This window comes from Sporofaciens sp. JLR.KK001, assembly GCF_036941055.1.
Lineage (GTDB): Bacteria > Bacillota > Clostridia > Lachnospirales > Lachnospiraceae > Sporofaciens.
On record NZ_JAYMNO010000001.1, the window covers coordinates 3,256,765 to 3,277,934 of the forward strand.

20 protein-coding genes are annotated in these 21,170 nt (G+C 48.9%); 5 read left to right on the forward strand and 15 right to left on the reverse strand.

Annotated elements, in window-relative coordinates; all coding sequences use genetic code 11:
* Positions 1-184: 184 nt before the first annotated feature.
* Positions 185-1,012: a glycine/betaine/sarcosine/D-proline family reductase selenoprotein B gene (locus VSQ62_RS16825; RefSeq protein ID WP_334635940.1), complete on the reverse strand. Its 828-nt coding sequence runs from the start codon at positions 1,010-1,012 to the stop codon at positions 185-187.
* On the reverse strand, positions 1,006-1,641 hold the full coding sequence (locus VSQ62_RS16830; RefSeq protein WP_334635941.1) for a TetR/AcrR family transcriptional regulator C-terminal domain-containing protein: 636 nt from the start codon (positions 1,639-1,641) through the stop codon (positions 1,006-1,008). Before VSQ62_RS16830 ends, VSQ62_RS16825 begins: the two co-directional genes overlap by 7 nt.
* Positions 1,642-1,981: 340 nt before the next feature.
* Here VSQ62_RS16830 and VSQ62_RS16835 point away from each other — a divergent pair, with 340 nt between their 5' ends.
* A complete protein-coding gene (locus VSQ62_RS16835; RefSeq protein WP_334635942.1) occupies positions 1,982-3,700 on the forward strand; it encodes an L-lactate permease in 1,719 nt (572 codons plus the stop codon).
* A 68-nt stretch (positions 3,701-3,768) separates the two neighbouring features.
* Here the strand turns inward: VSQ62_RS16835 and VSQ62_RS16840 are convergent, their stop codons facing one another.
* A complete protein-coding gene (locus tag VSQ62_RS16840) occupies positions 3,769-4,659 on the reverse strand; it encodes a LysR family transcriptional regulator (protein WP_334635943.1) in 891 nt (296 codons plus the stop codon).
* 135 nt (positions 4,660-4,794) lie between these two features.
* On the opposite strand from VSQ62_RS16840, the gene VSQ62_RS16845 reads away from it, so the two are divergent.
* Positions 4,795-5,220, forward strand: coding sequence for a hypothetical protein (locus tag VSQ62_RS16845; protein WP_334635944.1), 426 nt, complete (start codon positions 4,795-4,797; stop codon positions 5,218-5,220).
* A gap of 101 nt (positions 5,221-5,321) precedes the next feature.
* On the opposite strand, the gene rplT is transcribed toward VSQ62_RS16845, so the two are convergent.
* The 3 genes from rplT to infC are packed head-to-tail and all read right to left on the reverse strand — an operon-like array spanning position 5,322 to position 6,441.
* On the reverse strand, positions 5,322-5,678 hold the full coding sequence (rplT, locus tag VSQ62_RS16850; RefSeq protein ID WP_334635945.1) for a 50S ribosomal protein L20: 357 nt from the start codon (positions 5,676-5,678) through the stop codon (positions 5,322-5,324).
* A 36-nt stretch (positions 5,679-5,714) separates the two neighbouring features.
* Positions 5,715-5,912, reverse strand: a complete 198-nt coding sequence (rpmI, locus tag VSQ62_RS16855) for a 50S ribosomal protein L35 (RefSeq protein WP_334635946.1) — start codon at positions 5,910-5,912, stop codon at positions 5,715-5,717.
* A 34-nt stretch (positions 5,913-5,946) separates the two neighbouring features.
* Positions 5,947-6,441, reverse strand: a complete 495-nt coding sequence (gene infC / locus VSQ62_RS16860) for a translation initiation factor IF-3 (RefSeq protein WP_159750712.1) — start codon at positions 6,439-6,441, stop codon at positions 5,947-5,949.
* 357 nt (positions 6,442-6,798) lie between these two features.
* Between infC and VSQ62_RS16865 the strand changes: the two genes are divergently transcribed.
* Positions 6,799-8,154, forward strand: coding sequence for a sodium-dependent transporter (locus VSQ62_RS16865; RefSeq protein WP_334635947.1), 1,356 nt, complete (start codon positions 6,799-6,801; stop codon positions 8,152-8,154).
* Between the two features lie 21 nt (positions 8,155-8,175).
* Entirely contained in the window at positions 8,176-9,045 is an 870-nt protein-coding gene (locus VSQ62_RS16870; protein WP_334635948.1) for a LysR family transcriptional regulator, read from the forward strand.
* Positions 9,046-9,076: 31 nt separating this feature from the next.
* On the opposite strand, the gene VSQ62_RS16875 is transcribed toward VSQ62_RS16870, so the two are convergent.
* The 7 genes from VSQ62_RS16875 to VSQ62_RS16905 form a co-directional block, all read right to left on the reverse strand.
* Positions 9,077-9,940 (reverse strand): DegV family protein, encoded by an 864-nt coding sequence (locus VSQ62_RS16875; RefSeq protein ID WP_334635949.1) that lies wholly within the window; start codon positions 9,938-9,940, stop codon positions 9,077-9,079.
* Positions 9,937-11,319, reverse strand: a complete 1,383-nt coding sequence (locus tag VSQ62_RS16880; RefSeq protein WP_334635950.1) for an MATE family efflux transporter — start codon at positions 11,317-11,319, stop codon at positions 9,937-9,939. Before VSQ62_RS16880 ends, VSQ62_RS16875 begins: the two co-directional genes overlap by 4 nt.
* A 178-nt stretch (positions 11,320-11,497) precedes the next feature.
* Positions 11,498-12,859 (reverse strand): spore germination protein, encoded by a 1,362-nt coding sequence (locus VSQ62_RS16885; RefSeq protein WP_334635951.1) that lies wholly within the window; start codon positions 12,857-12,859, stop codon positions 11,498-11,500.
* A 129-nt stretch (positions 12,860-12,988) separates the two neighbouring features.
* Complete coding sequence (locus VSQ62_RS16890; protein WP_334635952.1) at positions 12,989-13,519, reverse strand: dCTP deaminase/dUTPase family protein; 531 nt, start codon at positions 13,517-13,519, stop codon at positions 12,989-12,991.
* A gap of 39 nt (positions 13,520-13,558) precedes the next feature.
* Positions 13,559-14,137: an SMC-Scp complex subunit ScpB gene (gene scpB, locus VSQ62_RS16895; protein WP_334637694.1), complete on the reverse strand. Its 579-nt coding sequence runs from the start codon at positions 14,135-14,137 to the stop codon at positions 13,559-13,561.
* A gap of 71 nt (positions 14,138-14,208) precedes the next feature.
* On the reverse strand, positions 14,209-14,958 hold the full coding sequence (locus VSQ62_RS16900; RefSeq protein WP_334635953.1) for a segregation and condensation protein A: 750 nt from the start codon (positions 14,956-14,958) through the stop codon (positions 14,209-14,211).
* Between the two features lie 88 nt (positions 14,959-15,046).
* A complete protein-coding gene (locus VSQ62_RS16905; RefSeq protein WP_334635954.1) occupies positions 15,047-15,904 on the reverse strand; it encodes a metallophosphoesterase in 858 nt (285 codons plus the stop codon).
* A gap of 287 nt (positions 15,905-16,191) precedes the next feature.
* Here VSQ62_RS16905 and VSQ62_RS16910 point away from each other — a divergent pair, with 287 nt between their 5' ends.
* A complete protein-coding gene (locus VSQ62_RS16910) occupies positions 16,192-17,979 on the forward strand; it encodes an aminopeptidase P family protein (RefSeq protein ID WP_334635955.1) in 1,788 nt (595 codons plus the stop codon).
* A 50-nt stretch (positions 17,980-18,029) separates the two neighbouring features.
* Here the strand turns inward: VSQ62_RS16910 and nudC are convergent, their stop codons facing one another.
* Entirely contained in the window at positions 18,030-18,911 is an 882-nt protein-coding gene (nudC, locus tag VSQ62_RS16915; RefSeq protein WP_334635956.1) for an NAD(+) diphosphatase, read from the reverse strand.
* A 4-nt stretch (positions 18,912-18,915) separates the two neighbouring features.
* Positions 18,916-21,156: a DNA gyrase/topoisomerase IV subunit A gene (locus VSQ62_RS16920; protein ID WP_334635957.1), complete on the reverse strand. Its 2,241-nt coding sequence runs from the start codon at positions 21,154-21,156 to the stop codon at positions 18,916-18,918.
* Positions 21,157-21,170: the final 14 nt, after the last annotated feature.

Genomic DNA, 21,170 nt, shown 5'->3' on the forward strand with positions numbered 1-21,170 from the left:
AATCTACTGTAATTCTATTTTACTTTTGCTTCATCATCCGTTACAACACACAAATAAACTGTTTGTTTAATTCTATTACACATGCGTAATATGCACAAAATATTTCCAATAATCATACAAAACTTATAGATATTGTCGAAAAATACTAAAATAGAAAGAGGCTGTTTGAACAACAACCTCGATTTTATTTCTTCCGATATTCCTGTAGGCGCTGTACCGCGTCCTCTGCCATCTGCACGCGGTACAGATATTCTCTCTGTCCTGCCAGAGAAGGCTTCCCAAAAGGATAGCAGACATTATCTCCCTTTATCACACGGCTGATACCCGTATCGACTGCGATCTGCGTCAGGTTCGTCACCTGCACCACCGGGATCCCCTTTAACTCCAGTTCCTTCCCTATATAGGCCCCGCATCTGGTACTGGTTCCGCATGCCGAGGTAATGATCACGGCATCCACCTGTTTCTCCATAACATAAGAAGCGATCCGCCTTCCCAGCCGGATACTCTTTTCTGCCGATGTCATCACGCCCGTTGTCGCAATGAAACTATCATATAGCTTGCCGATCTTCCCGCATCTCTCCAGTTCCCGCAAAGCATCCACCGGAACCAAGCGGTTGGGATCTTCCTCAACATAGCGATTATCATAACCCTGATGACAGACCTCATATTCTTCTTTTTCTAATCTTAGCTTTCCTCTTATATCATATACTCCATAGCGGCCGGCATTCGTCGATGGTATTCGGTCCGGATTCCCCTTGGGAACCAGCCCGCCGTCCGTGATCACTAATATCACCGCATCCTTCAACGGACACTTCAGATTCGGAATACGGACAGTATCCATAGCTTCCATAAGGACCTCGCTCTGGAACGGCTCCCCGTTGTATTTCGCAAGAAGCATATCCAGACATCTGGCGGGAGCCGGTTTCTGATAGTTGATGAACGGAATCAGATTCCCGCTGCCCTTCCTTCTGCTCTCCGGATTGGAATATATGTAATCCGTCTGATTTAACATACTTTTAAATTCTTCTTTCTAACTGGATTTTTATCAAAATTTTTGGTTCTCTGCTCCATCATCCGCTGATTCGACAATATTGAATACCCCGACGCCTCAGAATCCAAGATCTCACGGATCTGTTCAAAATATTTCATATAATTGTCTCTCATTCCTTCATTCACCCAATCTCTGATGATCCCGACCAACGCATGAGCCTTCAACTTCGCCATAAGGCTTAATTCATTCTCCGACAGCTTGAATCCGCATTCGGAATATCCCATATCGATATTGATCTTCCATAATTCATAGTAGATCTCATACAGATATTCAAACAATGAATTCTGCCCCATATACTGGAAACACGCCAGATAGAACTTCCGGTTCGCATACAGGCATTTGCATACCTTCACAAAACTCTCTGTAAGCTTCGACGGATCGTTAAACGTGTTGACATTCTCCAGCATATCTGTATAAAAAATCCAGTTGATCAACTCATACTTGTCTTTGAAATGATAATAAAACGTATTCCTGCTGATATCACAGTAATCTGTGATATATTTCACAGAAATCTTGGATAATGGCTGCTGCTCTAAAAGCTTTTTCAAAGCACTCGCAAGCGCCTCTTTTGTAATTCGGTTATTTGACATACGCGCTTCTCTTACCCTCCGCAGTTTCCGTCATATTTACGAAAACTTTCTCATTTGATTGTATTGCTTTGTATATAATTCATTATATTATAGGATTTTTCTATATTCAATATAAAAAATCATGATGTTGTGCACTTATTAAATTTGTAATAAAATTGAACACTTTTCCCACCTCTTTTTCCTCATTCCATACGGCATTTTTATACACAATCAGATCTCTGTCCATATTTTGCAACAACCCATTTTTCTGTCAAATGAAAAATAACTAAAATCTTGTTAGACTTTTATCAACAAGTCAGAATCACTGTTTTATAAAATTCAAATTTTAGGAGGAACTGTTATGTATGCTTTAATTGCAGCCGTACCAATTCTTTTTACCGTTGTCACAATGGTCGGTTTTAATTGGCCGGCAAAACGTGCACTGCCGGCAGCCTGGCTGATTGCCTGCCTGGTATCCGGAACTCTCTGGAAGATGGGTTTCCTGGAGATAGGCGCAAGGACGATCGCCGGATTCTTAAGTGCATTCGAAACCCTGTGTATCATCTTTGGAGCAATACTTCTCATGAACGTATTGAAGCAATCCGGAGCTATGGCTTCTATTAATAGTATTTTTTCCAACATTACCAGAGACGCGCGTATCCAAGCTATTCTGGTCGGCTATATCTTCGCCGGATTCATCGAAGGCACCGCCGGATTCGGAACTCCCGCGGCGCTTGCTGCCCCAATCCTTATAAGCCTTGGTTTCCCGCCGCTTGCCGCCGCAGCCGTGTGTCTGATCTACAACTCCACTCCGGTTGTGCCGGGACCTGTCGGTGTTCCCACACTGACCGCCGCACAGACCATAGAGAGTTCCGTGACACACCTTGGCGGTGACCCGGACAAATTCTTGACGATGCTGACAAGATGGAGCTGTATCCCTCATCTGATCGGGGGTTTCTTCATCATCATCCTCGGCGTCGCTGTGCTGGTGAAGGTATTCGGCAAGAAAAAATCCTTCAAGGATGTACTGCCGGTGATTCCGTTCTGTCTGTTTACCGGATGCGTGCTTGGCGTCATCTATCTTACCATGGCATTCTTCGCAGGCGCAGAGCTTACCTCCATGGTCGCTTTCCTTGGCTCCCTGCCGATTCTGATCTTCGCTGTGAAGAAGGGTTTCCTGGTTCCCAAGGATGTATGGACCTTCGACGGCATGGAAGAATGGGGCGACAAGTCCTGGATGTCGACTCAGGAAGTTGCATCTGTAAAAAGCAAAGGGATGTCTGCTGTTATGGCATGGCTTCCTTATGTAGTCATTGGCATATTTCTGGTGCTGTCACGTGTTGCCGTCTTCAGGATCAAACCAATCTTAAACGATGAACCGTTCATCATACATATCAGGAATATCCTGGGATTTGAAGACATCAGCTGGGATTTCAAATTCCTCTGGAACGCGGGTATCATGCCGTTTATTGTAATTGCGCTGATCACCATTTTCATCCATAAGATGACAAAAGAAGAAGCCGTAACGGCCGTGAAGGATTCCTTCAAGCAGATCTCCGGCGCGGCAATCGCCCTGCTGTTCGGCGTCGCCATGGTACAGCTCTATCGGTATACAAGCAGCGCAGATATCGGCGCGGCAGTCGCGTCCGCTGATTTCTCCGGAGAATTTACCTTCGCCAACAGCAGTATGCTCTATGTAATGGCGAGCGCGCTTGCCAATATCTTCAAGAGCGCGTATTTCATCGTAGCTCCGCTGATCGGTGTGCTTGGAGCGTTCATGTCCGGTTCCTGTACCGTATCCAACACTCTGTTCTCGCCTCTTCAATTTGAGACGGCAACGATGGTCGGCTTATCACAGGTATTGATCGTGGCTCTGCAGAACTGCGGCGGCGCCATCGGCAATATGGTCTGCGTCAACAATATCGTGTCTGTATGTGCGACCACGGGAACCAACGGCAATGAAGGCAAGCTGATCCGTACGAATATCGTTCCGTGTATGATCTACTGTGCGGTCGTTGCCGCTGTAGTCGGTATCTTCCTCGCAGCCGGTATCAATCCGATGCCGGAACTGCTGCAGTAATAGATTAGAATATTGACAGCAAACAGCCAGAATGACCATACCCCCGGTCTCTCTGGCTGTTTGTGCGTCTATATGTGCATCTTGCGGATCACCTTGATAAATGCATCCACCTGCGGAAGCTTAAGCGCTTCCCTCTGGCAGAACACATAGGTCCGTCTGATGAACGGCTCCCCGTTCTTGAAGGCAAGCGGCTTCTTGACCCCCGAGAAATTCTCCAGCGCGATCTCAGGAAGAATCGCCCACCCGACTCCTGATTCTACCAATTCTTCACAGGTCGTGATATTATCCACGCAGATTCTGGAAGACTCTGTAGAGATCTCTTTCTCACGGAGCCATCTGAGGAGCTGCCCGGACAGATACGGATCCGTCTCACGGCTGATATATGGATATTCCTCCAGCTTTCTGTCCTGATTCTCCCTGCTGCACACCATATAGACCTTCTCCTCTGCCAGCAGATACCGGCCTCTTTCCCATGTATACTCGCCGCGGATGATCGCAATATCGAGCGCACCGTCAAGCATCTGCTGGTATAGCTGTCCGCTCTGATCCATGATGATCTGAAGGTTTACCTTGGGATAGCTTCTATAATATTCCGCCAACTGCCCGGCAAGGCGGTACGTCCCGTAACTGAGCGAATACCCTGCCCGCAAAGTCCCGCAAATCTCCCCCTTGGACAGATCCAGCTCCTGCTTAAGCTTGTCCATCGCAAGCGCCGCCCCTTTACTGAATTGCAGTACCTTCTCCCCCGCCGGTGTGAAATGGATCCCCTGATGGGAACGGATCAGCAGTTCTCTGCCAAACTCTGCCTCCATAAGCTTGATCCTCTTCGAGAGCGCAGGCTGTGTCATGAATAGAAGCTCCGCCGCGCGGGTGATACTTCCCGTCTCCCCCAATACTTTTAAAATTGTAAAATCCTTTGTATCCATATCTCCTCCCTGATACTTTTCTCTTTCTATCATACCACATATCCATTCCAAAAAGTTATGGTTTTCGATTCCAAAGCAATATTTCCATTTTTGGACATTTTTGTATATAATAAAATCAACAAAAAAGAGATGTCATAGAGAGGATGTCATAGAGAAAGAGGTGTTATTATGAAGTTTACGATTGGTTATAGAAGATGGAATACGATGTTTTTTACAGTGTGCTTCGTTTTGTTTCTGATTCCGTGTATCGGATGCGAGATTTCCGGCGAGATGACCTGGACAGGGCGTTGCTTCACAGGAGGTATGCTGTTGGTATTACTGTACGGACTGCTCCGCTCCTGTATCCGCTTCCAGATCACAGATACCTCCATCACCCGCAAGTGGCTTATACTTCCGGAGAAGGAGATCGCTCATTCCGAGATCGAACAGCTCAATCCGGAATACTTGTCAGAGGTACTTGGAACCTATAAGGCGGTCAAGAGCTATACCGTTCATGCAGAGAACGGCAGGAAGTTCCGTATTCCGGCGCATGATCTTCACGCTGACAATACAAGATTCCTGGAAGCTTTATTCCGCGGACAGTTGGCCAGATAAGAATCCGATATAGAAAACAGACCATCAGGAAAGGGGTTCCCGATGGTCTTTCTATTTCTGCAAAATATACCCCGGCTGGTTCGGCCGGGGCATATATTCCATTATGCTAATTTTGACTTCGCTGTCTCTGCAAGAGTAGCAAATCCGGCTGCGTCGTTCACTGCCATCTCAGCTAACATCTTCCTGTTCATATCAACATCCGCAAGCTTTAAACCATGCATGAACTTACTGTATGACAAACCGTTCATCCTTGCAGCTGCGTTGATACGTGCGATCCAGAGCTGACGCATCTGGCGCTTGCGCTGCTTTCTTCCTGCATAGGAAGATGTGAGAGCTCTCATGACAGACTGCTTAGCCACTCTGTACTGTTTGGAGCGTGCTCCTCTGTATCCCTTTGCTAATTTTAAAACTCTGTTATGCTTCTTTTTAGCGTTCATTCCGCCTTTAATTCTTGCCATGTCTCGTTTCCTCCTTCAATACTTTGATCCAATATCTTACAGATATGGTAATACCTTCTTCATGTTCTTTACATTTGTCTCGTCAGTAATGATTGATTTTCTAAGATTCCTCTTCCTCTTCGGAGACTTCTTAGTTAAGATATGGCTCTTATACGCTTTATTTCTTTTTAACTTTCCTGTACCTGTCTTTTTGAAGCGCTTTGCAGCTGCTCTATTTGTCTTGATCTTTGGCATAATGATTTCCTCCTTAAAATTAGTAAATATATTTTTAACGTTTTTCAGTTAAAACCATACTCATGCTTCGGCCTTCCAGCTTCGGCTGTTTCTCCACAACAGCGATATCCTTGAGCAGTTCTGCAAAATCGTCCAGAATGTGCTTGCTCTGCTGTACATGCGCCATCTCGCGGCCTCTGAAACGCAGGGTAATCTTTACTTTGTTGCCCTTACTGATAAACTTCTTGGCATTATTGACCTTCGTATTCAGGTCATTCGTGTCAATATTGGGTGAAAGACGCACTTCCTTCACTTCAACGGTCTTCTGCTTCTTCTTAGCCTCTTTTTCTTTTCTTGCAAGCTCATATCTGTACTTACCGTAATCGATAATCTTGCATACCGGCGGCTGAGCCTTTGGAGCGATCTTCACAAGATCCAGTTCTGCTTCCTGAGCCAGTCTCATTGCCTCTTTGATCGGCATGATTCCCTTCTGCTCTCCATCTTCTCCAATTAATCTTACTTCCTTGTCTCTGATCTGCCCGTTAATCATTAAATCGCTAATTGTCTTGCACCCCCATCATAAAAATATAAAAATAAGTGAACAGCACTCAGACTATCCACTTTACATATCTGTACAACAGGCTTATCATATTATCATACCCGACAATATTACAACGCAAACCCTAATACTCAATATCAAACCGATAGTCACCCGATCGTGCTATGGTGAGAGTGGATACTCTACTTTGTTTTCTACTTCACGCAAATATTAATCTACCACAACTATCCAGGAATGTCAAGAGTCTATTTTCATTAAAAATCCTTGAAAAACTTGTCCTTTCATGTAATAATAGAGCAAGATCTGTTTTTTTGGGAATGATTATTTATTAATTGAGGAGGATTTTAAATGAAAGACAGAAGTAATTTTACTAGCAAGCTCGGCTTTGTCCTTGCAGCTTCGGGATCGGCCGTAGGGCTTGGGAACATCTGGAGGTTCCCCTATCTTGCCGCGCAGTACGGCGGCGGTACTTTCCTGCTGATCTACCTGATCCTGGCAGTCACTTTCGGATTCACGCTGATGACCGCAGAGATCGCCATTGGCCGCAAGACCGGTTTAAGCGCTATCGGCGCCTTCAAGGTGCTGGATAAGCGGTTTAATTTCCTGGGGATACTTGCCGTCGTCGTTCCGGTCATCATCTTTCCATACTATTCCGTCATCGGCGGATGGGTGGTAAAGTATTTCGCCGTATTCATAAGCGGAGGCGTTAAGGCTTCCGCCGGAGATACTTATTTTACCGACTTTATCGGCGGCACTTTCCAGCCTATCGGATGGTTCCTGCTGTTCCTTGCACTCACCGCTGTCGTTGTACTGTGCGGTGTTGAGAAGGGGATTGAAAAGGTAAGCAAGATCATGATGCCGATCCTTGTCGTGCTCACCATCATCATTTCAGTATACGGACTGACTCTTGACGGCGCTATGGAAGGCCTGGTCTACTATATCAAACCACATATGGCAGACGTATCTGCCAAGACGATCCTTGCGGCTATGGGACAGCTCTTCTATTCTATGTCCCTGGCAATGGGTATCATGATCACTTATGGTTCTTATATGAAGAAGACTGACAGCCTGGAAAGCTCCGTCCGTCAGATCGAATTGTTCGATACAGGGATCGCATTCCTGGCCGGACTTATGATCATCCCGGCAGTATTCGCGTTCTCCGGCGGCGACCGTTCTGCCTTGAGCGCAGGCCCGGGTCTGATGTTCATGACCCTTCCTAAGGTATTCGCGAGCATGAAATTCGGCGGAGCGATCGGTACGATTTTCTTCCTGCTGGTACTCTTCGCGGCGCTGACATCAGCGATCTCCCTGATGGAGACCATCGTATCCGTGTTCATGGACAGATTCGGGTGGAAACGCCGGTTTACAGGTATCCTTGTAGCTATACTTGCCGCACTCATGGGGATTCCTTCCTCGCTTGGATTCGGACCTCTTGGCTTCATTACCTGGAATAATCTGTCCATCCTGGATATCATGGACTTCTTAAGCAACAGCGTATTGATGCCGATCGTCGCATTCTTCACATGTATCTTCGTCGGATTCATTATCAAGCCTAAGGCGATCGCCGACGAAGTGAAAGAAACTGGCGAACCCTTCAAGGCAGAGGGTATGTTCAACATTATGATCAAATGGGTGGCTCCGATCTTCCTGGTTATCATCCTTGCAAGCTCTATTGCAAGCGGACTTGGCTGGTTCAAGATCTAACCTTTGAAAGCGGCGGTCACTATGGAACTTAGAAAATGGAATGTATTTCTTGCGGTTGTTGATTCCGGCAGCTTTACCAAGGCTGGTGAAGGACTGGGATATACCCAGTCTGGGATCACTCAGATGATGAAATCACTTGAGCAGGAGGTTGGCTTTCCTCTCTTCCACAAGGGACACCACGGGGTGTCCCTTACAAAAGAAGGCGAAGCACTCCTCCCCTCCATCCGCAATCTTTTTTCCGCCAACGAGACTCTGAACCAGGAGATCTCCTTTCTTAAAGGAGCCAAGAAGGGAACCCTCAAGATCGGCGCCTACACAAGCTGCTCTATCCACTGGATCCCTGAAATCATCCAAGCGTTTAAAAAAGAATACCCAGGTATTCTTTTTGATATCGCAGAGGGGAATGAATACGAGCTGTCCTGCTGGATCCGCGATCACAAGGTTGATATCGCATTTACCAGCTACCAGGACGATTCTTCTTATCATTTCATCCCCGTATATGATGATCCCATGCTGGCAGTCATGCCGAAAGGCCATCCCCTCGCCGCATACGACGAGGTTCCGATCGAATTATATGCGGATGCCGCTTTCGTTGTGTCCGATTATAGCTATTTGAATGACGTCCACCGGATCCTTAAGGCAGCAGGCGTGACACCCGATATCCGATACACAACTCACAGCGACTACTCAATCTTATCTATGGTGGAACATAACCTTGGAATCAGCATCCTTCCCTCCCTTGTTCTGCGCAACAAATCCGGGAATTTCGAGGCGCGTCCTCTGAAACCGAACGCTTACCGCAGACTTGGGATGGCAGTGGCGTCTTCCGCCAATATGTCGCCTGTAATGAAAATATTTATCCAATATGCAAAAAACTATCTTCTCTCCTGAAGATAGTTTCTTGTTATTCAGACCTCTCTGATCATCTCTGATCCCCCATGCAGAATACCGCAACCACTCCCGGCCCGGTATGGCTTCCGATCACGGTTCCGATATTATTGATCAGGATATTGTCGATCCCCATCTTCTCTCTTACCTGTCCCGCCACATAATCGGCGTCCTCCCGGCAGTCCCCGTGGGTGATCATAATGATATCATTCTCCCAGCCCTTCGCCTGCTTCGCGGAAGTCTCCACGATCTTTCCAAGCGCTTTCCTGCGCCCCCGCTCCTTGCCGATCACCTGAAGAGCGCCCGCGTCATCCATATGGATCATCGGCTTGATCTTCACCATGCCGCCAAGCACAGCAACCGTCTTGGAGATACGTCCCCCTCTGTGAAGATGTTCCAGATCGTCAATCGTTACATTATGGCAGACATGAAGCTTATTCGCCTCCGCCCATTCGGCAGTCTCTTCCATCGAATAACCCTCGCTCTTACGCTTCAACGCATAATACAGAAGCAATCCCTCGCCCATACAGGCACACAACGTATCGACCACCATGATCTTCCGGTTCGGGTACTCTTCACGAAGCTCCTCCGCCGCTATCTTCATGCTGTTGCAGGTCCCGCTTAACGCAGACGAGAAGCCAAGATGCAGAATATCTTTCCCTTCCTTCAAGATCGGCTCAAATGCGGTCTTCGCTTCATCCGGATTCACCTGAGAGGTTACCGCCATCTTTCCTTCCCTCAGCTTGCCGAAGAACTCCTTGGGGGACAACCCGCTCATATCCTCATAAGTCTTGCCGTCTATCGTATATTTTAACGGAATCACCGGCACCCCTCTCGCGCTCAGCCATTCCTTAGGAAGATCTACCGTACTATTCACTGTTATCACATAATCACTCAATTTACAGCCTCCTTTTGATCATTATCCATATCCCTTAAAACTTTTCGCATCGTAAGTACAAATAACACGCAAGTCGTCACCACTGAGATGACGTCCGCCACCGGCTCTGCCCTGTAGACCCCCATGACCCCCATAAATTTGGGGAAGATCACTGCCAGCGGGATCAGCAGGATCACCTTCCGAAGAAGCGCGATAAACAGAGATACCTTCGCCTGTCCAAGAGCAAGGAAGGTAGACTGGCACGCAGACTGCAGCCCGAAGATCGTAATACCAAGGAAATATACCGGCATCACCTGGCAAGTTAGCCGGATCAGATCCTCATTGTTTGTAAAGATCCCCGCATAGACGCCCGGGGCAAGCACTGCCACCCCGCCAAGGATCAGCGTTCCCAGAAGCCCGGAGATCAAAAGCCTTGTAAATGTCCCTTTCACCCGATCCTTATCTCCTGCTCCATAGCAATAACTGATGATCGGCTGGACTCCCTGAGAGATCCCCTGAACCGGAATCAAGATCAACTGCATGATACTGGTCATGATGGACATAGTTCCCACATACAAGTCTCCTCCATAATTCTGCAGCCCGGAATTCAGCGTGATTCCCACCATACTCTCCGTGCTCTGCATGATGAAGGGAGATACCCCAAGACCTGCGATGCGGACCACAATCTCCTTCTTAAGCCGCATATGCTCCGTCTTAAGCTTCATCGAGCTTCTCGTAGACGTCAGGAAACGGATTACCCATGCCGCGCTGACTGCCTGGGAGACGACGGTTGCCAGCGCCGCGCCCTTCACCCCCATATCCAGCACAAAGATCAAGACCGGATCCAGGCAAATATTGAGCAGCGCTCCGATCACCACCGACAGCATGGCAACCTTCGACTCTCCCTGCCCGCTGATGAACGTATTCAAACCCACTGCGATCTGAACGAATATTGTACCGACCAGATAGATACCGATATAACTCTTGGCATACCCGATCGTCACTTCACTGGCACCAAACGCGTATAGCACCGGTGTCTTGAATATCGAAAATCCTATGGTAAGCACGATCGAGAACAACACGATCATACCCGCCGAATTTCCAAGTATCTGCTCTGCCTTGCGGATATCCTTCTTCCCAAGCTCAATGGACGCTAAGGGCGCTCCTCCCATCCCCGCAAATGCACTGAACGCGGAGATCAGCATGATGATGGGAAATGTAACTCCCACCCCCGTCAGGGCGATATCCCCGTAGCCGCGGATATGCCCGATATAGATCCTGTCCACAATGTTGTACAGCACGTTGATAAGCTGCGCTGCCACGGCCGGCACGGCCAGAGAGACCATAAGCCTCCCCAGAGGCTCCGTGCCGAGCCTTTCCTTATTCATCTCTTTCTCCATATGTAAATCCCACCTTCTGATTCAACGTCCCAGCACAGTATTGCATAAATAACGGTGAATAATGTGCTTGATATATGCGTCAGATGTGCGTTTACAATATGCGTCTGTGCACATCTGACGCTCAGTATAACATGTACGGCAAATACTGTAAAGACATATCGGCATCCGAATACAGTTATTAATTTAATTTCACATTCAGATAATTTCTCCCCGACAGCGTCTTATTAAAGCAAATGCTGCATACAATGATCAATGTTCCGATCAGGAAGCCCCACCAGTTGAACAGCGCAGTCAGGATCAGCAGCTCCAGACGCATGAATTTCAGCGCATAGCCAAGTTCGAAGTTCGGCTGGGTGTAATTCGCAACAGACACGAATGCCATATATAACATGACCTCCGCATTAAACCACCCGGACTGCACCGAGAATTCGCCCATCACCAGACCTGCGATCACGCTTAAGGGAGTACTCAGCATACTCGGCGTATTAAGCGCCGCCAGACGCAGGCCGTCAATGGCGATTTCCAGGATCAGCAGCTGGAAGATCAGCGGGATATTGACCGTATCCTTTACCGACACGAAGGCAAATACTTCCGGAAGCCAGTTTAGATTCTGCATGAATAGCAGAAACACCGGAGTTAAAAATACCGTCATAAATGTGATCAGACCTCTGGCGACCTTCAGATATACATTGGTCAGGGTCGGGAAATAATAATCATTGGCTTCCTCGATCATATCGAAGATCGACGTGGGGAGTATCATTGCCGACGGCGAATTATCTACCAGCAGAACAATCTTCCCTTCCAGCAGACAAGCGGTCGCCGTATCCGGCCGCTCGGTAAACTTGAATTTGGGGAATGGATTGTACCATTTGCGCTTATATAATTCTTCTGCCAAACTCTGTTGATTCATCCGCAGCGCGTCTGTTTTGATATTCTTGATCCGGTCGGACACATTCTTCAGAAGCTCCTGATCCACCCGGTCGCTCATATAGCAGATCGCAACATCCGTCCTGGAACTGTCTCCGATCTCCACCATCTCCATGATCAGATGGGGATCCCGGATCCTTCTTCTCATAAGCGCCGTGTTAAATACGATCGTCTCCACGAATCCGTCCCGGGAACCCCGAAGCGATTTGTCCTTGTCCGGTTCCTCCACACTTCTTGCCGGATAAGTCCTACAGTCTATAGCGATACAAGCCTCATAACCCTCGATAAAAAGGCAGGTGACGCCGGACAGCAGGTTCTTCATGACCTGGTCAAAATCGCCCAGGACATCCACCTCCACATAAGGGACGCACTCTCTCGAGAAGCTGGTCGCATCACCCGGCATATCTTCTTCTGTGATTCCCAAGAATGAATCCAGGATCTTAAGCATGGATTCATCCTTCGTGAATCCGTCTATAAAATAGAACGTAGCACAACGTCCGCCGATCATGATATCCCGCCGGATGATATCAAAGCTTTCTTTTATCGGAAGTACCTGATTCATATATGCAGTATTCTCTTCCCGCGAGGCTGTTATCTTTTTTATGTCTGACATATTCATTCCTCCGCTTAATTACTGAATCTATAAGCGTTAGCATCCCCCGCATTCTCAGAAAATATACCCAAAAGCATACAAAAAGGACAGCGTAATCTTTGCTGCCCTCTTCTGTATCATACTTTTCATCTATTGCACCGAATAACCAGTCGTGCTTCCCAATCCGCCGTTGCGTACCGCAGTCACGTCATCATCCACCGTAATTCCGTACTCCACAAATATCCCCTGCATGAACCCTGTGCCTGCTTCTATCCTGACCGTCTTCCCTTCCCTGCTGTCATTAGTTAACTTGACGAATATGTGACCCTCGTTATCCGAATAGAAATAGTCGCTGTCGATAATCCCTACCGTATTGTTAAGCTGCAGACGGTATTTGAAACCAAGCCCGCTTCTTGGGTAACACTTAAGCACCCAGTCGTCCTCCATCTCCACGCAGATCCCTGTGGGAATCTTCACAGTCTCTCCGGGCTCCATCGTAATCTCCACCGGCGCGTAGAAATCATACCCGGCAGAACCCGATGTTGCCCTGCATGGCAGACGGATCCCATCATAGACCATCTGAATCTCGTCATCTCCGGCTGCGGAACCAAAGACATCCTGGTATCCTTCCTTAAACTGTCCAAAACTTACTTTATGAAACTGTGCAATTCTCTTTGCCACGTTCTCACCACCTTTATTTTCATTATAGCAAAAGGGTAATCAGATATCCAGCTTCAACTGAACCTCTTCTTCTGCCTCTTCCTTGAAACTCTCCACCTGTTCCGGATTCAGGCTTGGCAGATCATCCACCGACTGAACGCTGAACCTTCTTAAGAATTCCTCTGTAGTCCCAAAAAGAATCGGCTTGCCGGGTGCATCAAGCCTTCCTCTCTCACAGACCAGATTGTACTCTACTAATTTGTTCACCGCATGGTCAGACTTCACCCCCCGGATCTTCTCTACCTCCAGCTTCGTCACCGGCTGCTTATAGGCAATGATCGATAACGTCTCAAGCAGTACATCCGTCAGCACATACTTCTTCGGCTGCTTCGCCACGCGGATCAGATATTCATACATCTCCTTCTTGGTACACATCTGAAATGCATCCTCCAGCTCTATGATGCGCACTCCGCGGTCCTCCGCCTCGTACTTATCCATCATCCGGTGTATCAGCTTCCTGGTCGTATCCGTGTCATGCCCGACCGCCGCCGCGATCTTCGTAAGATCCACGGACTCTCCCATGGTAAATAATACCGCCTCTATAACTCCCTCTAATCTCTTGATCTCCACTTCTTCCATGATTCCCTTCTCCACCATATCTGTTATCTGCATGCGGCTTCCCGCGCCGCGTCTGATACACTGCAAAAATATCAGGCGAAGACCTTCGACATGATCATGATCTCGTCAAAGGGCTGTTCCTGTTCTATCATGATCGTCCCTTCTTTCATAAGCTGCAGAACCGCAAGGAAGGTCACCACGATCTGCGTCTTCGATCTCTGCTTCTCCAGAAGCATCCGAAAACCGAACCTTCGATGATTCTTCGCGTATTCCGTGACATAGAGCAGCTTATCCGGAAGAGTGATCTCCTCTTTCTCTATCTTCCCGAACTTACTGCGGACAGGATCGATCTTATCCACCTGCCTTCTCATAACCTCCCGGAATACCTTGTTAAGCTTCACAAGGGTGACATTGGCCAGCAGCTCGTCCAGATCTACAGGCTCCACATATCCCAGGACCTCCTCCGGGATCGTGGGCTTCTTGTACATCACCTGTTCTCCCTCCACCTGCCTGTCCTTAAGCTCATAAGACATATACTTGTACATCTTATATTCCAGCAATTGCGCTACCAGTTCCTGGCGCGGGTCTTCTTCTTCGCCTTCTTCATTGACTTCCTTGGGGAGAAGCATCCTGCACTTGATATCCAGAAGCGTCGCCGCCATTACCAGGAATTCGCTCATGATATTCAGGTCTTCTTTCTCCATCTCCCGGATATACTCCATATACTGGTTCGTGATCTCGACAATCGGAATATCGTAGATATCAATCTTATTCTTATCTATCAGATGTAAAAGCAGGTCTAGCGGTCCCTCGAAGACCTGCAGCTTTACCGGAATTCCCATAAACCTCTCCCATACCCTTCTTTCGATAACACAATTGTAATATTATACAGGATTTTCCTCTATTTCTCAAGTCAGAAGTTTGAAAATATTATCTTAGCTCCACCGCAATTACCTCAGCAGGATTAAACAGCCGAATCGGCACCGAGTGTACTCCAAGCCCTCTGCTCACTACCACGCATGCTTCTTTGGCCTGGTAACAGCCGCCTGAGAACTTCGGAAACGGTGTGAAATCCGGCGCGATCACGCCTCCTATCCCTGGTATGCCTACCACTCCTCCATGATAATGTCCGCACAGGATAAGATCTGCCCCCCACTCCTGATAAGCTTCCACATGCCCGGGATGGTGTGCCAGCAAGATCTCATAAGCTTCACCGGCCTTCCCGACCCGCTCTTCGATATCCTTCACCCGGACCTTCCCCTTAGCAGCGCGCTCATAGCCGCGCATCGGGATCTCCAGCCCTGTGATCCGTACCCTTGCCCGACCCCATCGAAAGACCGCAGAATCATTCTCCAGGAAATGGATCCCCGCCCTAAGAAGCCGCTCCTTATACTCGCGGTACGACTGCCTGTATTTCCTTGGCCGTTCCTTAAGCTTCTGCTCATGGTTGCCGTTAGCATAATATACCGGGCAGATCCTGGGCAGACCCGACAGGAATTCGGCCGTATGCCCGTAAGAATATCCGTCCGTCCGGATCAGCATATCCCCGCCGATCAGGATCAGATCCGGCTTCTCTTCGGCGATCGCTTCATACAATATCTCATTCTTCTTCCCATACCGGTAATTGTGAAGATCACTTAAGAATATAAGCTTTCTGCCCCGTTCAAGTCCGGCAAGCTTCGGCGAATCCGCTGTGTAATGTGTTACCTGAAAACAGCGCAGTTCACGGATGATCTCACCGACCGCCGCCAGCAGACCAAGCAGGGCTGTTATAATAAATGGTTTCAATCTTTTTCTCCTCTTCGATGCTTTCCCGCCGTTCTCGGCGTCCATGATACTCGGATTGCTCCGTGCTATGCACTCCCGCAATCCTAAAATACCTCAATTCCGCTCTAAACACGCACGCTCACTCCGCGCCATTCACCATCAGGATGCGTCCTTGTGCCAGCACAAACTTATCCTGATAATGAATGACGAGTGAACTGTAACTCATTATATAATTATTCCTGTTATTTTGCAAATGGATATGTTAGAATAATTTATTAGGAAATATAGTAAGAAAGGAAGGGATTGACATGACAATACCTGAAAAACTCTCCGCGCTTCGGGCTTTGATGGAGGACCGGGGATACGACGTATATCTGGTCCCCACCGACGATAACCATCAGAGCGAATATGTGGGGGAACATTTTAAAGCGAGAGCATTCATCACAGGCTTTACCGGATCTGCCGGAACGGCCGTCATCACGAAGACAGAGGCCGGGCTGTTCACGGACGGCAGATACTTTATCCAGGCCGCCAATCAGTTGGAAGGAAGCGGTATCACGCTCTTCAAGATGGGGCAGCCGGATGTACCGACACTGGAGGATTATATTGCCGACGTGATGCCGGAAGGCGGAACTCTCGGATTCGACGGACGCGTCGTATCTATGGGCAGAGGGAAGGCTCTGGAGAAGGCTCTGGAAGACAAGCATGCCAAGATCAACTACTCCGAAGATTTGATCGACCTGATCTGGGAAGGCCGGCCGCCGCTGTCTACGAAGCCGGCATTTGCACTTGGAACCGAGTACACCGGAGAAAGCACCAAAGACAAGCTTGCACGTATCCGCAAAGCTATGGAAGAAGCCAAGGCAACCGTGCACGTGCTTGCCTCGCTGGACGACATCTGCTGGACCACGAACCTGCGCGGGGATGATATCGAATTCTTCCCGCTTCTTCTGTCCTACGCCATCATTTCCATGGACGATATGCGGTTCTATGTGGACGGGCAGAAGCTGACCGACCAGATGAAATCAGACCTCGCCGAGAATAACATCAAGATCTGCCCGTACAATGACATCTACGAAGATATCAAGAAACTCGGCGCAAATGAGGCCGTACTGGTAGATCCGGACAAGCTGAATTACGCGCTTTACAACAATATTCCTTCTGAAGCCAAGGTGATTGAGCAACCAAATCCGGAAATTCTCATGAAAGCAATGAAGAATGAGACGGAGATCAAAAATATCATCAACGCGCACATAAAAGACGGTGTCGCTGTGACCAGATTCATGTACTGGCTCAAGAAGAATATAGGCAAGACCGAGATTACAGAGATCAGCGCCGCCGAGAAGCTTGATTCCTTCCGCAAGGAACAGGAAGGCTATCTGTGGCAGAGCTTCGACCCGATCTGCGGATCCGGAGAACACGGCGCGATTGTACATTATTCCGCAACACCTGAGACCAATATCCCGGTAACCACCAACGGCTTATTCCTGACAGACACCGGCGGCGGTTATATGGAAGGCTCCACAGACATCACAAGAACATTTGCCTTTGGGGAGTTGACCGACCGTATGAAGGAAGATTTCACCACCGTCCTGCTATGCAACCTGCATCTGGCCCGCGCCGTGTTCCTGAAAGGTACTGCGGGCTATAACCTGGATGTACTGGCAAGGATCCCGGCCTGGGAGCGCGGACTTGACTTCAACCACGGCACCGGCCACGGCGTAGGCTACCTGATGAACATCCACGAAGGTCCTTCCGGTTTCCGCTGTGCCGTACGCGGCCATGAGAAATGCCCGCTAGAGCCGGGCATGGTCCTCACCAACGAACCCGGCCTCTACATCGAAGGCTCCCACGGTATCCGTACGGAGAACGAGATGGTGGTGAGAGAAGGACAGAAGACCGAATACGGACAGTTCCTTTACTTTGAGCCGATCACCTACGTGCCGATCGACCTGGATGCGGTTAAGCCTGAACTTATGAAGCCAGAAGATAAGGAACAGCTCAACGCATATCACGCTAAGGTGTATGAGCTGATCGCTCCGCATCTCAATGAAGAAGAACAAGAGTGGCTGAAAGAATATACCAGAGCCATTTAACCCAATTGGGGACGTAGTAAAGCTGCATTTTACTACGTCCCCAATAACATCTATCTCTCTCTATCCCTGCCTTCTTTAAACACCATCATCATCTCATTCGTAAGGCTCACATCATCCGGCTCTGCCGGTATCTCTTCCCGCTCAAACCACTGGGCAAGAGCCAGTTCTTCCTCATCCAGCGTCACATCCTCTTCTCCGTCCAGTTCACAGAAGAACCCCATCAGCAGAGTATCTGAAAATGACCAGGGCTGGCTCTTATAGTACGTGATATTCTTGACCTTAAGCCCTACTTCCTCCATCACTTCCCGCGCTACCGTCTCCTCCACCGTCTCACCGATCTCCGTGAAGCCGGCAAGCAATGCGTATTTCTTATATTCTCTCCCGGCATATTGGGACATCAGGAGACGATTCCCATGAGTCACGGCGATAATGACCGCCGGACAGATCTTAGGATATTCCATCTGGCGGCACTTGGGGCAGTAAAGCATCCGCTCTTTCTGATCCTTCTTAAGAGGCGTACCGCAGCATCCGCAGTAACGGCGGCTCTCATACCACCTATGTAACTGCCAGCCCGTAACCCCCGCAAAGCATAAGTGTTTCGGTCCTGCATTGCGGAATATCTGCCGATCTTCCCATACATACCTGCTGCCGTCTGCCGCAGCTTCTCCATCTCCCGCAAGGAAATCCATATCAAGACCACTTCCCAGATAATACCTCACGCCGTCAACGGCAAACAAATACGTGTAATCACCATAGAGCCTGTCCGCGTCAACGCCCGCCTCTGCCTCCCCGAATGTGGGAAATGCGATCATACCGTCCTGCTGCCGGACAAGCGCCCTGTTCCCGTTATAACAAAGCAGGTAATCCTCTTTGGCAGGAGGCTTTGGTCTATATTCGTTCTGAAACTGGTACGGCGCTATATCCTGTATCATCCTGTCATCCTCTCACTTTCGTTCCGTTTCCGTCTCTCTTAGCCATCTTCAACCGGTTCAGCGACACCTCACGTTCTCCGACGGCTGCCTTCATCTCAGTTCCTTCTTCGAATAAATAAGCTTCCTCCACCTCGTCATTCTTGCGAAGCTTGATTCCGCGTACACCGATGGCGCCCTTCTTCTTCTCAGACACCTCTTCCGCAGCGAATTTGAGGAAATATCCGTCCTTCGTCCGTAACACCACACGTTGATTCTCGCTGATCACCTGCACATTCACCACTGAATCGTCCGGCTGCAGCTTCGTGGCGGCGATCGTCCGCTTCGCCACCTGGAATTCGCTTCCCTCTACCTGCTTGACCATCCCCTGCTTCGTGGCAAAGAAAAGTTTCGAATACCGCATCTGTTCCGCATCGCAGATATAGACAATCTCCTCCTGGGTACTGTCAAAATTACTGACATTATCCACCGGCAGGCCCTTATCCCGGAATTTACCGTACGGCAGATCTAAGACCTTGATCTGATGCATCTTCCCCGTATTGGTGAAGATGCACAGTTTCCCGGTATTCATAATTGAGAGGATATACTTGTTCTCGGCATCCGCGGCCTCCTTATTCCTCCCATAGGTATTGGTGTCCACGGTCTTGGCGTAGCCAAACCGATCCATCAGGAATACGACCTCCTGCTCCTCCACCTTCTTCTCCTCATAGACTGCCTCCTCGGCATTCTCAACCACCGTCCGGCGCTTCCGGGCGAATTCCGCCTTAAGCCTGTCCAAATCTTCTATGATCACCTCTGTCATAGAATCATAGTTGTTCAAAATATCTTCGTATCTTGCTATCTTACGGATCGTCTCGTCATGCTCCTTCATCAGCGCCTCGATCTCCAGACCGATGAGCTTATAGAGGCGCATCTCCAGGATCGCCGTCGCCTGCCGCTCGGTAAACCGGAGCATAGACGCCATCTTCTTGGATATCTTGGACTTAAACTTGATATTCTCCGTCACCCCGTTTACCAGACATGCCTTGGCATCCTTCACAGACTGGCTTCCCCGAAGGATCTCAATGATCAGGTCGATCACGTCGCACGCCTTGATAAGGCCTTCCTGGATCTCCTTCTTGTCCTTCTCTTTATTAAGAAGGTTCTGGTACTTCCTGGTCGCCATCTCGAACTGGAAATCCACATGATGCTCTATGATCTTCTTAAGCCCCATAGTCTCCGGCCTGCCGTTCGCGACTGCAAGCATATTTACCCCGAAGGTATCCTCAAGCCGGGTCTTCTTATAGAGCATGTTCGTCAGGTTCTCAATATCGGCGCCCTTCTTAAGTTCGATGACGATCCGTATCCCTTCCTTGGACGACTGGTTGGAGATGTCCACGATATCGTTGGTCTTCTTGGATTCCACCAGCGCGCAGACATCATTCAGGAACTTCCCGATCCCTGCGCCGATCATGGTATAGGGGATCTCGGTGATGACAAGACGGCTCTTGCCCCCCTTCATCTCCTCGACTTCTACCTTCCCGCGAAGCTTGATCTTCCCGTTCCCCGTCTCGTAGATCTCAAGAAGGTCGTCCTTATTGACCACGATCCCCCCCGTCGGGAAATCCGGTCCCTTGATATGGCGCATCAGCTGCCGTGTGCTGATCTCGTCATTCTTCATATAAGCCTTGACCGCATCGATCACTTCGCCCAGATTGTGGGTGGGGATGCTGGTCGCCATACCAACGGCGATCCCTTCCGCGCCGTTGACCAGGAGATTGGGAAGACGCACCGGCAGAACCTCCGGCTCCTTCTCTGTCTCATCGAAGTTCGGGACAAAATCCACGATATCCTTGTCAAGATCCGCCAGATATGCCTCCTGAGTCACCTTCGCAAGGCGCGCCTCCGTGTAACGCATGGCTGCCGCGCCGTCCCCTTCAATAGAACCGAAGTTGCCGTGTCCGTCAACCAGGATCATCCCCTTCTTAAATTCCTGCGCCATGACCACCAAAGACTCATAGATCGAGCTGTCCCCGTGAGGGTGATACTTACCCATGGTATCGCCCACGATACGGGCGCACTTACGATAAGGCCTGTCATAACGTATTCCCAGCTCATGCATGTCGTACAAGGTACGCCTCTGTACCGGCTTAAGACCGTCCCGAACGTCCGGCAGCGCACGAGCTACGATCACACTCATGGCGTAGTCGATGTATGATTTCTTCATGACATCCGAATATTCTGTTCTGATAATTTGTGAATCCTGCATCCTTTTCTCCTCAC